This is a genomic window from Nocardia sp. NPDC088792, from assembly GCF_044750615.1.
In the GTDB taxonomy this organism is placed as follows: domain Bacteria; phylum Actinomycetota; class Actinomycetes; order Mycobacteriales; family Mycobacteriaceae; genus Nocardia.
The window spans coordinates 1-13,613 of sequence record NZ_JBIVKC010000011.1; the positions used below are offsets into that span (position 1 = coordinate 1).

At 61.8% G+C, this 13,613-nt stretch carries 8 protein-coding genes; 3 read left to right on the forward strand and 5 right to left on the reverse strand.

The genetic code is table 11. The features are described from left to right. The 4 genes from ACIP5Y_RS47815 to ACIP5Y_RS47830 all read right to left on the reverse strand — a co-directional run. Positions 1 to 3,845, reverse strand: a 3,845-nt coding sequence (locus tag ACIP5Y_RS47815; protein WP_400360502.1) for a beta-ketoacyl synthase N-terminal-like domain-containing protein, incomplete at its 3' end; no start/stop codon positions are given. Between the two features lie 137 nt (positions 3,846 to 3,982). Next, a complete protein-coding gene (locus ACIP5Y_RS47820; protein ID WP_400360503.1) occupies positions 3,983 to 5,227 on the reverse strand; it encodes a methylaspartate ammonia-lyase in 1,245 nt (414 codons plus the stop codon). Between the two features lie 40 nt (positions 5,228 to 5,267). Then, on the reverse strand, positions 5,268 to 6,335 hold the full coding sequence (locus tag ACIP5Y_RS47825) for a hypothetical protein (RefSeq protein WP_400360504.1): 1,068 nt from the start codon (positions 6,333 to 6,335) through the stop codon (positions 5,268 to 5,270). Between the two features lie 31 nt (positions 6,336 to 6,366). Next, entirely contained in the window at positions 6,367 to 7,299 is a 933-nt protein-coding gene (locus ACIP5Y_RS47830; protein ID WP_400360505.1) for a hypothetical protein, read from the reverse strand. Positions 7,300 to 7,476: 177 nt separating this feature from the next. Here ACIP5Y_RS47830 and ACIP5Y_RS47835 point away from each other — a divergent pair, with 177 nt between their 5' ends. The 3 genes from ACIP5Y_RS47835 to ACIP5Y_RS47845 all read left to right on the forward strand — a co-directional run bounded on the left by ACIP5Y_RS47835 (position 7,477) and on the right by ACIP5Y_RS47845 (position 11,456). Then, positions 7,477 to 8,706, forward strand: a complete 1,230-nt coding sequence (locus ACIP5Y_RS47835) for a cytochrome P450 (RefSeq protein WP_400360506.1) — start codon at positions 7,477 to 7,479, stop codon at positions 8,704 to 8,706. 30 nt (positions 8,707 to 8,736) lie between these two features. Further along, positions 8,737 to 9,948, forward strand: a complete 1,212-nt coding sequence (locus tag ACIP5Y_RS47840; RefSeq protein WP_400360507.1) for a beta-propeller fold lactonase family protein — start codon at positions 8,737 to 8,739, stop codon at positions 9,946 to 9,948. A gap of 161 nt (positions 9,949 to 10,109) precedes the next feature. Further along, positions 10,110 to 11,456, forward strand: a complete 1,347-nt coding sequence (locus tag ACIP5Y_RS47845) for a transposase (protein WP_400360508.1) — start codon at positions 10,110 to 10,112, stop codon at positions 11,454 to 11,456. A gap of 794 nt (positions 11,457 to 12,250) precedes the next feature. On the opposite strand, the gene ACIP5Y_RS47850 is transcribed toward ACIP5Y_RS47845, so the two are convergent. Next, positions 12,251 to 13,462, reverse strand: a complete 1,212-nt coding sequence (locus ACIP5Y_RS47850; protein WP_400360509.1) for a cytochrome P450 — start codon at positions 13,460 to 13,462, stop codon at positions 12,251 to 12,253. Positions 13,463 to 13,613: the final 151 nt, after the last annotated feature.

The window sequence follows — 13,613 nt, forward strand, 5'->3', positions numbered from 1 at the left end:
CGGATCACCCGCTGCTGCGACGGACCGTTCGGCGCCGTCAAACCATTCGACGCACCATCCTGATTCACCGCCGACGACCGCACCACCGCCAACACCCGACGACCCGCCGCACGCGCATCCGAAAGACGCTGCACCACAAGCACACCCACACCCTCGGAGAACCCCGTCCCATCGGCCGCATCAGCGAACGCCTTACACCGACCATCCGCCGACAAACCGCCCTGTTCGGAGAAACCCACGAACGTGTGCGGCGACGCATTGACCGTCACACCACCGACCAACGCCATCGAGCACTCCCCCGCCCGCAACGCCTGACCAGCCAGATGCAACGCCACCAGAGACGACGAACACGCCGTGTCCACCGTCACCGCCGGCCCCTCCAAACCCAACACATACGCGACCCGACCCGACAGCACACTCTGCGCACCACCGGTCAGCAACTCGCCCTCGCTGACGACCCCCGCGTCACCGGCCACCTCGCCGTAGCCCGATCCGTAGGCGCCCACGAACACCCCCACAGGGCTGCCGGCCAGCGTGGCCGGATCGACACCGGCATCTTCCAGCGCCTCCCATACGACCTCGAGCAACACCCGCTGCTGCGGATCGGTCGCCAACGCCTCACGCGGGGACATCCCGAAGAACCCGGCATCGAAATCCATGACACCGTCGACAAAACCGCCACCACCAGCCCGGCCCGACAACGACACCACGTCCCAACCACGATCGGTCGGGAACCCGGTCACCGCGTCAACACCCACAGCAACCAGATCCCACAACCCCCCCGGACCCTGCACCCCACCCGGAAAACGACAACCCATACCGACAACCACAAGCGGATCGCCGCGATCCACAGGTTCGATCACGTGCTCGGTTGGACGACGATTCGCCCCGGCTAGGAACCCGGCGAGCTGCGCCGGAGTCGGGTAGTCGAACACCATGCTGCTCGGGATCGCCAGCGCGGTCGCCTGCTGAAGGCGGTTGCGCAAGTCCATCGATGTCTGTGAGTCGAAACCGATATCCCGGAACGAGAGGTCCGCACCGACCTCATCCACCGAACCAAACCCAAGCAGGGCTGCAGAATGCTCCCGCACCATGACGAGTAGCCGCGCCTCACGCTCCTGTGGCGACAACCCGGGGAGCTCAGCGTCGTCTTCGAATCCATCCCCGGCAGTTACGGATTCACCCAAGATTAGATTTCGGCGCTGGAACGCGTAGGTGGGTAAATTCACCCGGCGCGAATCATGCTGCTCTGCCAGACGCTCCCACGAGACCGCGGCGCCACGCACATGGAGTTCGGCTGCGGATTCAAGAAACCGGCCGAGCCCGCCGTCATCACGACGTAACGTGCCAGTGACCACCGCATCCAGGTCTCCCACCGTGTCCTGGACCTGAGCAGCTAGCACCGGATGCGGACTGACCTCGACCAATGTGGTCAATCCATCAGTGGCGATCGCCCTGATGGCATCCTCGAAGCGCACAGTCTGACGGAGATTCCGGAACCAGTAGCCTGCATCGAGAGCCGTGGTGTCGACCAGGGTGCCAGTCACCGACGAATACATGGGCACGATTCCCGGCATTGGCTTCAACAGTGCGAGATCAGCAAGCATGTCGTCACGGATCTCATCGACCACCGCCGCGTGCGAGGCGTAGTCCACCGGGATCATTCGGACTCGGGCGCCAGATTCGCGACATACCGCAGAGAGCTCCTCTAGCGCAACCGTCTCACCGGACACAACAACCGACCCCGGTCCGTTCAATGCCGCGAGCGACAGCTGACTGTCCCATCGAGTCAGCAGTGACTGGATCTCGTCGGCAGAGAGGCTGATCGCGACCATCCCGCCGCGTCCGGCGAGTGTGCGAGCGATAGCGCGACTGCGTAAGGCAACAACCTTCGCACCGTCGGTCAATGACAATCTGCCCGCGACACATGCGGCCGCGATTTCACCCTGCGAATGGCCAACAACGGCAGCAGGTTCGACCCCAGCCCATTGCCACAAACGTGCCAGCGAGACCATAACCGCCCAGAGCGCAGGCTGCACCACATCCACGCGCTCCAGAGCACTGCTGTCAGCGAGAACATCCGGCAGCGACCAGTCGACGTGAGGGCGCAGGGCGTCGGCACACTCGGTCATCGCGGCTTGGAAGACAGCTGAGGAGCCCATCAGCTCGACTGCCATCCCAGTCCACTGTGCTCCTTGCCCAGGGAATACGAAAACCGCCTTGCGCTCCGTGGTCGTCACTCCGCGAACGACGCCCGGGGCAGGCGCTCCAGCAGCCAGAGCGGTAAGCCCCGCGAGTAGGTCGTCGCGTCGGGCTCCAACCACTACCGCCCGGTGCTCAAATACCGAACGAGCAGCTGCCAATGTGTACGCGATCTCGGTGGGAACAGCATCGTCAGAGCCCGCACTGCTACGTAGGTGGGTTAGCAGTTGGCTTGCCTGATCCCGCAAGGCCACAGCCGACCGGCCTGACAGCGCCCAGGCGTGATGTCCGGTTGTGGCTGGGCGTGGCCGAATCGGTCGCGAGTCTGCGGATGTTAGGACGACGTGGCAGTTTGTGCCGCCCATGCCGAATGACGAGACACCCGCAACGAGCGGAGTAGCGTTCTGCGGCCACGCTGTCAGCTCGGCGACTACCTGGAGGCGCCAAGCGGGGTCGATGGCCGGGCTCATCGTGGTGAAGTTCAGGCTTGCTGGGATCGCCCGGTGCCGCAGCATCAGCGCTACCTTCAATAAACCCGTGATACCGGCCGCTCCACCCAGGTGGCCGACATTCGTCTTGACTGAACCGACGAGGAGCGGGCGGTCGGAATCGCGGGCCTGGCCGAGCGTCGCGCCAAGAGCTTGCGCCTCGATCGGGTCACCTACCTTCGTGCCGGTGCCGTGGAGCTCGACATATTGCACTGCGGCGGGATCTACCCCGGCGCGCTCATATGCACGGCGTAGCACCGCTTCTTGCCCTTCGACGTCCGGTACGAACAGAGCCTCACCCGCGCCGTCGTTATTGACCGCGCTACCGCGGACCACGCCGTAAACTTCGTCACCGTCCGCAAGCGCATCACGGAGCAGCTTCAGCACAACAAAACCGCCGCCCTCACCGCGGACGTAGCCGTTGGCACGGACGTCGAAGGTGGAGCAGCGGCCGTCGGGGGAGAGGCCCCCGAAGTGGGCCTCCACGAGCGCGGACCGCTCGGTCAAGTTGAGGTTCACGCCACCAGCCAGCGCGATTTGTGATTCGCCTGTGCGCAAGCTTTCGCACGCCAGGTGCACTGCCACCAACGACGACGATTGTCCTGTGTCCACAGTGATGCTCGGACCGCGCAACCCCAGGAAGTACGAAAGCCGGTTGGCGAGAACGGCGCGTTGAGTACCGGTCATCGTGTGATGGCTGACAGCACCAGGCGTACGCAAAGCCGCAAGTATGGCGTGGTCACTCGCCATCGCACCGACGTATATACCGACGGCCTCACCACGCAACGATGCCGGCACGATGTTCGCGTCTTCGAGCGCCTCCCAGCCAAGCTCAAGGACAAGCCGCTGCTGTGGGTCCATCTCGGCTCCCTCGCGGGGCGGGATGCCGAAGAACGCTGCGTCGAAAGCGTCCAAGTTGTCGAGGAAGGCGCCCCGACGCACAAGTGCGCGCGTAGCAGCATCGGCGGGGCTTGTGCCCTGATTCAGCCAGCGATCTTCCGGCAGATCACCGATAGCATCGCGTCCATCACGCAGGAGCTGCCAAAAGGCGGTGGGGCTAGGCGCCTGCGGCAGTCGGCAGGAGAGCCCGATTATCGCGACTGCGCCTGCGGATTCCCCCACATTGGACGTATCGCCGTGACCGTTGGCTTTCAATGCAATACTCCTGGCTTGTCGTACCGCGGTCTCGCGGCGCTGTACGACGCCGGGGTGTCGGCAGCGCACTTCATCACCCCGACGACGCTATTTATCGAACCGCGAGGATTCATCCCCCTAGCACCCCCACTCATCCCCTAGCCTTCGCCTGCACCCGCCGGCCGCCGAGTCGCGTCAAGCAGGGCAAGCAGCCTGGCCTGTTCATTGCGCACCAGCATGAGTCCCTCGTCGACTCCCATGCCGGGCTTGGCGAGCTGCACGTCAGGCCTTGAGGCGAGCGCCACGTGCACCGCGACCCGGGCAGATACCTCGGTTTCGGCACAGCTACCGCCTAGTAGTGCGCCGACTCCCGCAGCCCGGCAGTGCAGCACGCCCAAAAGGCTGTCCTCGATGCTGCCGAGATCGGGCATCTTGACCTGGATCATGTCGCAGGCCTCCGCCGCCACGAACGCTTGGATATCACCGAGCGTGTTGCACCATTCGTCGGCCACAATGCCGACAACACTGCTGCGATCTCGCAATGCCGCTCGCAAGGCAGCGAGGCCATCGATCTGACCTCTCCGACTGCCAAGGTCGACTGGAGATTCGATACGCAGTGGGTAGGGTCCGGCGATCTTCTCCAGCCGAGTCAAATAGTCAGCCACCTCGCTGAGGTCGTTGTCGAATGCACGGCCCGCCATGCCGTAGAGGTCAAGATGGATAGTCGGCTGGTAATCGCGGCCGCCGAGCTCGCCGATGCGCGTGACGAGCCAGCGAACATATTCAAATAGGGTTTCCCCTGCTACGCCGAACTTCTCGACGCTATTGATCAGGCCGTGCGGCAGTGCGTCGACCTGCTTCATGATCATTTTCTCTGCGTTCCCATAACGCTCGTCGCCAGACTGCGCATAGACAGGCACAGGCCCTGCAGGTAATGGCAGTCCGTACTCCTCGCACAGCACCTCGCACGCGGTGCGTCGCTGCGCCGCTGCCACCGCCAACAGCCATACCTGGCTGAGGCCGTACCGAAGCGCCGCGTTGTCGAAATCCGCGAGAACACTGGACAACCCGGTCGCGAACCCAGCGACTTCTTTGTTGCACAAGGTCTCCCGTAACCGGGAAACGAGCGAATGGTCGAGCACTGGTGCCCGTTCCCGGCCACCCGCCCCGCAGTACTGCACAGTGACCGCATCACCCCAGACCACTGTCCCGTCGTCAAGGCGCAATCCGATGCCGATGCCTCGCGCTGGTACACGCACTCCTTCGAATCCCGATGTCACAGGGGTCCCGATATATGTCTGCCCGTCCCGCATGGCACCTTGACGCACTGCGTCGAGGTCGTCGTGAAAAAATCCACCATTGACCGGTACGACAATCACATCGGCGATCTTGGCGACGTTCATCGTTCCCCTTCGATTCCTTCGGACCTCGTGGGTGCAGAGGTCAGTAGATTCCTTCAGGCGCGCTCCGCGTCATCTGCAACGGCACGACGTTCGCTACCCCGTCACACGGGTACACATCCCCGGTGTCGAAGCGCAGCGCCTGATCCCGTTCGAGAATGTTGGGCAGAAACAGGTTGTCGTGCATGGCGGTCAGCATGACCTGGCCGAGCTCGCCGTATTCGACCGTGCGCATCCAGTCCGCTTTATCCACCACGGAAAGCGTGATGTGAGGGAAGTTCGACAGATATGGCAACAGTTCGCCGCCTTCAGGACCACGGATGCCTGCCGAGCTACCAAATGTGTTGCCGTAACTGCGCCCGATAATCGCGTCCGGACCGAGCACCTCGCGGAACAACCGCATCATCGTCGGCGTGATATGGGTACCGCTGATCCGTACACCTTTGAGCTGCGCGGACATTTCCGGTTCTCGCCGAATGAGGGCGTTCAGCAGCACGGGTGTGGTGTTCAGATAATCGATGCCTTGGTTGCGTAGGATCATCGCAATCTGCTCGATAATATGGTCGGTGTACTCGTCCGCCTCGGCAAGTTTACCCGCTCTGATCAGCCGTTTAACCCAGCGCGGATCGGCATCGATGGCATAGATCCTTCCACCGTAGGACGACACTTCTGGGATACCGTTGCCGATCAGGTGAGGGCCGGTCGGAGTCGCTTGCAACCAGTTCCCCTCGGTCGGGAAGCCTTCAAAGTCAAATGACCAGTGCCTCCACGCCTCTCGCTGCCGAGTCATCTCTGGCGTATACAGGACGCGGCATGGGTCGCCCGTCGTACCACCTGATTCCCAGACACGACCAGCGATCGGCCGCGGCACCGCGAGCGGTACCAGCTCAGCGGGGTCGATCCCGCGCAAGATCCCTAGCGGGAACGGCCCAAACGCACCGAGCTCGTCATAACAGGTGATATCTAACGGGTCGAAATCGAGTTCCGATTTCCGCTTAAGCCAGTAGGGGCTACCCGTCTCTGGGTCGAAGTGCCGCCGCACTACTCGCCGTGTCCACTCGTCAAGGTCGGTCTGCAACCATTTGCTGACCAGGTCCAGGGATTCGTTCATGGCAGTGGTATTCCTTTCCGCCGTGCCGGCGTCACATACGCAGTTCATATAGCGCGGTCATCGCGTCCGAGAGTTGGTCAGGCGTCTCGACCTGGACAATAGGGATCGGCAACGGATCGAGGAACAACTCCAGTTGCGCTGGACCCAGCAGCAGCCCGAGCCCAGGTTCATCGCGCATCACATTGGCGAACAGGTGCGGCAGGCTGACGGGCTCGACCTGGTTCCGAAGGAACATCTCACGGATATCGTGCGCACTGTTGAGCATCCGGGGCTCCATGCAGGAGCAGAGTGACAGCTCCGGATCGCGGAAATTCATCTTCGCCACCGCAGGTGCCAGGTACTCATTCAGTGGCCCAGATAGCGGCGAGTGGATCGCAAGGTGCACGTCCTTCGCCACGCGCATCGCGCCGTCAGGAAGCACGCGTTGCGTATCTTCCAGCGCCTCGCGATAACCCGATATCAGGAACGCACGGGTCTTGCCGCCGGACCGAAGACCCAGCTCACCCGCCACGAACACCCCCTCGGCTGGACCGCCCAGGAACTCGGCAACATCGACGTCGACCGGCGCGAACAACGCACCGACCGCCTGCGGTGGACCAGCGGGGAACGGCGCCTCCGCTTTGTGAGCCAAGAACGCAAATAGGTCCTCGCGGTCCACGGCACCGACCAGGCAGGCACCTACCATGCAGCCGAGGCTCAGCCCGGCGACGACAGTCGGCCGGATCCCACGCTCCGCCAGGAGATCAGCTACGCCGAAGGCAACCGCAGCCTGCCGGATCGCGCCGACCTTCTCATGCTCCTGTTGGCGGGGCAGCTCCCAGCGTTGCATCCGCTCGACCGTGAGCCCCGTCCAGTCGGCTACCTGCGCATAGAGCTCCCTGAACTGTGGGAATTGGTCATACAACTCCAGTCCAGTACCGAGTGGATCGTTCATCCCACCGTCGATCAGGTATGCCAGCTTCACGCTCTTCCCCTTCCCCACGCATCGTCGAACAAGGGGAGACCCTACTGACGGGACCTCACGAAAAGCCCCCTAAAAGCCCCCCTAAACGCCCCTTAGACCCACGTCGAGCGGTTTCGCATGGAAGGGAATGACAATAGCGTCGGGCATTATCTGCCGACCTCAAGTAAGGAACTCGTCATGACGACGGAGACCAATACGCAAGACGCCAGCGAAACGCTGGACTACCCGTTCGAGGTGGCCACCCCTCTGACCCCGGCGGCGGAACTCGCAGAGCTCCGATCAGGCTGCCCTGTCGCCGAAGTGCGCCTACCAAGCGGGGACAAGGCCACATTGCTCACCCGGTACGACGATGTCCGCGCCATGCTGTCGGACCCACGGTTCAATCGCTTTCTGACCGCCGATAACGCCGCGCGGATCAGTAAGCACAAGTCAGGCGGCTCATTCGGCGAGCAGGGACTTGGCGCCACCGAAATTCGCTTCGGCGAGGGCCACGTGCGCTGGCGCCGACTGGTGCTGCGTGCACTGACCGCCAAACGCTCCAACGATATGCGGCCGTGGATCGAGAATCTCGCTAACAAACTTGCGGACGACATGCTCGCCCTCGGAAAACCTGCGGACTTCGCCACGGTATTTGCCTTTCCATTGACGATTGGTGTCATCTGCAATTTGCTCGGCGTGCCCTATGAGGAACGTGAAATCTTCTCGCACTTCGCTGATGTCCAGCTGAGCCAGACCAACAGCCAGGAGGTTATCGATGCAGCACGCAAGAGCTATATCGACTACTTCACTCAATACGTCGACAACAAGATCGTCGACCCGGGTGACGACCTGATCAGTGACCTACTACACCAGGAAGACCGGGGCGATGGGCAATTGTCGCGAGCCGAAGTCATTCAGACCGGAATGGGTGTGCTCATCGCGGGGTACCACACAACGGCTGTCATGATCACCAAGATGGTTGCGATCCTGCTAGCCGACCGCAGCCGTTGGGAAACGCTGCTCGTCGACCGCTCGTTGATCCGTACTGCGGTGGAGGAAGTGTTGCGCTTCGATCTGCCGCGTTTTGGCATCCCTCGCTACATCGGCGAGGACGCCGATGTCGGCAACGCCACGTTCATCGACGGGCAGACAGTGATCTGCAGCCTGGCCTCCGCGCACCGCGACGCCGAGGCATTTGATAGCCCTGACGAACTTGATCTGCACCGCGCCCCGAACCCTCATCTGGCATTTGGCGCAGGCCCTTACGCCTGCGTTGGCCAATCCCTCGCTCGGGTAGAGCTGCAGACTGTTCTCGGGGTGCTACTGGACCGGCTGCCAACACTGGACCTGGCCGTGCCACCGGAGCAGCTTGAACGGCGCGAGGATCGAGTTATCGGTGGTTTGCGCGAGCTGCCAGTCAAGTGGTGACGCGTGAAACTAACGAAGGAAACCGCAACTATGCACGGATTACAGGTCAGCATCGACCAGGACAAATGTTGCGGCTCGGGCCACTGCGTACAGCTCGCCCCTGAGGTGTTCGACCAGGACCCCATGAGCGGCACCGTGATCCTGCTTCAGTCAGCGCCGACGTTCGCCAGCCACGAGGCCGTCCGTGAAGCCGGCGCAGTGTGCCCGGCTTCGGCAATCAACGTGATGGAGCCAGCCTTGAGCAGAGGTCACCGAGGTATACCAAGCATCGCCGCGACGATCTCAGTGGGCGAAGGCCCCGCTGCGGTCGCGTTTAGCCCAGACGGGCGCGAGGCGTATGTCGCAAACTACGGCAGGTGGGCGACCGGCGCCCCTGGCCGGACCGTGTCAGTCATAAACACCGATACCCGCGCCGTCATCGCGACGATCGAGGTAGGCGTCGGTCCTTCTGTACTCACAGTCGCTCCGAACGGCGCCACCGTTTATGTCGGCAACTATGGATCCGCGAAGGCACCCGGTAATACCGTGTCGGTTATAGACACAGCCAATCACAAAGTGACCCCGCCGATCACAGTCGGCAACGCACCGGACGGAGTCGCAGTTTCCCCCGATGGCCACAGACTGTTTGTCTCCGAGCTGGGCTCGGAGACAAGGCTCGGCACCTCGATGTCTGTGATTGACACCGCCACGAACTGCGTGATCGGAACGCTCGAGGTGGGCGAAGGCCCTGGTGCAGTAGCGATCACCCCAGACGGCACACGTGGCTACGTCGTCAACTACGGGACGCCGACCGATCCGGCAGGAACTGTTTCGGTATTCGATGTCGAACGCAATGCTGTGATCGCAACCATCGCGGTCGGCAAGTCGCCGGGCGCAGTTGCTGTCACGCCTGACGGGAAGCGGGTGTACGTCGCCAACCACGGCCCGTTCGACGCGCCGGGCAACACCATATCGGTCATCGACACCACGACGAACACGGTAGTTGCCACGGTCGGGGTAGGGAGCGGACCGGGCGGTGTTGCCATCGCCAAGAACGGGTCACGCGTCTACGTGGTCAACATGGGCGGCAACGATGCGCCTGGCAGCACGATGTCAGTGATCGACACGCAGGATAACACCGTTATCGCGACCGTTGACGTGGGTAGAACGCCTGCGGCCATTGCACTTTCACCGGATGGGCGTTGGGCATACGTGACGAATTACGGGACTAATACCGTCGCAGTGCTAGATCTCAACAACTGAAGAACAGTCGAGGGTCGAGTGGCCCGGGGAATCCCCCGTTACCTTTTAGCTTGAGATTTAACCTCTGACCGACGGGGCGGGCGGTCGGTCTCACATTTGGTGAAGTCCTTGGCTGATGATTCTTCTTGCAACAGAACAAATCTCAGACCAAGGACTTTTCCATGTTCAGTGTGCATGATCCCGACGCCGCGGATGGGCTCGAAGAGCTGAGGATGTTTCGTGAGGACTTCTACTTCTGCCTGACCGCGCGAGCCGACGCGTTGTTCGAGCTGGTCGACGCGGTGTTGTGCGCGCACGGACCGGTCGCGTCGCTGGCCGGGTTGTCGTTGGTGCCCGAGCATCGCCGCGGGCACGGCGCGGTCTACGACGCGCTCAACTGCGGCCGGGTCGAGATCGCCCGGCTGCGCACGACACTGGCCGGGCTGCCGCTGCCACGCGCCGCTGACGGACGACTGGTGCTGGCGGTCGACGTGTCGTCGTGGCTGCGTCCCGACGAGGTGACGTGTCCGCGGCGCTGTTTCTGCCACACCTACGGCCGCCGCGTGGGCGAGCACCAGATGGTGCCGGGCTGGCCGTACTCACTGATCGTCGCTCTGGAAACCGGCTGCAGCTCCTGGACCGCGCCGTTGGACGCGCAGCGACTCGAACCCGGCGCCGACGTGCTCGAGGTGACCTGCACCCAGATCCGTGACCTCACAGAGCGTCTCATCGATGCCGGGAAGTGGTGCGACGGGGATCCCGATATCCTGATCGTGCTCGATGCCGGCTACGACGGCCCCCGCATGGCGCACCTGCTCGCCGATCTGCCGGTGCAGATCCTGGTGCGACTGCGCTCGGACCGGGTGTTCCGCCGCCCGGCACCGCCCTATCTGTTCCGTCCCGACGGCGGCCGCCCCGCACGCCATGGAGGCGAGTTCGTCTTCAAGGAACCCGCCACCTGGGGCGCGGCAGACATCGAAACCCGCACTGACACACGCCTTTACGGCCAGGCGACCGCACTCGCGTGGAAGGACCTGCATCCGAGGCTGCAACGGCGGTCGGCGTGGGCGGCCTGGGTCGGCCCGATGCCGATCCTCGAAGGCACCGTGATCCGGTTGACGGTCGAGCACCTACCCAGCGGAGGAACCAACAAACCGGTGTGGCTGTGGTGGTCGGGTACCGACGCCACCCCCCGACGATATCGATCGGTGCTGGCGAATGTTCCTGCGGCGCTTCGATATCGAGCATACCTTCCGGATGTGGAAGCAGATCCTGGGCTGGACCCGCCCACACTTACGCGACCCAGAGGCGGCCGACCGCTGGACCTGGCTGACGCTCACCGCCTATACACAGTTACGGTTGGCCCGCCCCCTGGCCGCCGATCTGCGCCTGCCTTGGGAGAAACCCCTTGCATCACAACGGCTCACACCCGCCCGAGTGCGGCGAGGGTTTCGACACATCCGCACGAAGACAGGCACTCCCGCCGGTGCACCGAAACCTTCCAGACCTGGGCCCGGACGCCCGCCTAGGCTGAAGAACCGTCACCCTGCCGCCCGCCAGGACGTGGGATTGATCCTAGCCACAGGCCACGCCTACACCCGCCCCGCCCGCCACAAGTAGGGTGCCAAATCCACTCCGAACAGCACAAACGCGAAGCAGAGGTTAAATCTCAAGCTGAAGCCCAATCTCCAGTCGATGCAAGTTCCCATCTGCCGGAAGCGACCGCTGAAACCGGTGCCGCGCTCTGCGTCGGTCTCGATGGTTACCGATGCAACCTCCAGAGCGCGGGACGATGCCCAGCGAGGGGCATTGAAGGAGACGAGTGGGCCGCCTACGTCACGCTGCCACGTGCAACTCAGACGAACGCGGGATCGCCTACGGGACGCGAGTCCTAGCTTGGAATCTAACCTCCGCTGATGTGCCGGCCGGCCAGTCTCACGGTTGGCGAAGTCCTTGGCTGATGATTCTTCTTGCGACAGAACGAATCTCAGACCAAGGACTTCAATGCTCAGTGCGCATGATTCCGGCTCCGCGAGCGAAGACCTCGGCAGCCGCAGTCCGCAACTGCTCCCAAGCAATTCGACGCTCCCTGGTCAACCCGCCACCCTGGGCATACCTCACCCAACTGGTGTACCGCACTATTCACCGGTCGGCGTCAAGCCCGGCGACAGCCCCTATTCAATATTCAACCTCGTAGATGGACAGGATGTTCTATGTCGAATCAGTTTCCGAGGCTACTGACGCGTATTGTTCGGTACTGCGAACTCCCAGAGATAGGGATGAATATCTATACGCCCTATTTGCACTCCTTGTGCTGGCATGGTTACCATGTGACTGGCAACTCTTCGATGCTTCTCATCATTTGATTATACCGCCAGGAGATTTCCCCTGGAGGAATCGCGAGCGCGAGATCAGGGAGTTGGGTTGCAAGACTCTCGAACACAACTTGTAGCTCCATTCGCGCTAGTTGGGCGCCAAGGCAATAGTGTGCACCATGACCGAAAGCCAAATGTGGGCTCTGGGACCGATGGAAATCGATATCATCGGGGTTGGTGAAGATCGACGGATCGCGATTTGCAACTGCCATTTGCAGAATGACTGCCTCGCCTTTCTTTACAAGCTGATTTCCTATGTAAACATCTTCGGTTGCTATCCTCGGAACTACAGTAGCAACTGCCGGTAGCGGGACGTACCGCAGCAGTTCCTCCACAGCACTCGGGATCAAGTCGCGATTGGACCTTATCTGCTCCCAAAGACGCGATTCAGTAAGTAGTAAATAACATAGATTGCCAATCTGGTTGACAGTAGTTTCATGCCCGGTAACCACCACTGCACCTGCCAGTTGAACCATCTCTTTCGGCGAAATTATCTTTTCGTCATCGCAAGCGGCTAGTAGAACACCGAGGAGATCCTCTTTCTTAGCCTGATTACGTCGCTCATCGAACATTCTCGTCAGATACTCAGCAAGGCCTGCTCGTGCCCCAGAAATCGTCTTTCCTGTTTGGTCAAGCGTAAAAGACGAATCGACCCATGCCTGGAGCTGATGGCGATCGCTGTCGGGGACTCCCAGTACGTCGCATATGATTTTAGCAGGTAGCGGGCGCGCGACGTGAGCGACCAAGTCAGCCGGGTGGCCGTTCTCCATCATTTTCCGAATCAACACCGCCGCCTGCGTTGCGGCATATGGTCTGAGCTCATCCACGCGGCGTTTCGTAAAAGCTCTGACGAGTACTTGGCGCAGTCGCGTGTGTTCAGGTGCATCCGTTGTGGCCAGCGATGCTTTTGGTAATGGCGCCGCAAGTAGGCGAGGTGGGTCGGCGAGAACCGCGGAGGCTTCTCGGCTGAATCGCTGATCGGCGAGAACGAACTTTACGTCTTGATATCTCGTCGCCAACCATGCATCACCTCCGTACGGCAAACTAACCCTCGCTAGTGGCATTTCTGCTCGAAGGAGCTCAAGATACCGTGGATGAAGATCGAGCCGCTCCGGTTTGCCGAACGGGTACTTCTCGGCTAAGTATGGATAATCAGTCATCGAAAAGTGCTGACCTTTCTTCAAGGTGGGCTTCGCAGTAGTGCTCCGAACGCCGTACTACGACTATGCCAAATCGACCATCTCGTTTCTGTTCTGGCTAATTCGTGTCGATCGACAAGCATTCGAAGTTGTTCCCCCCAAAAAATGCCAT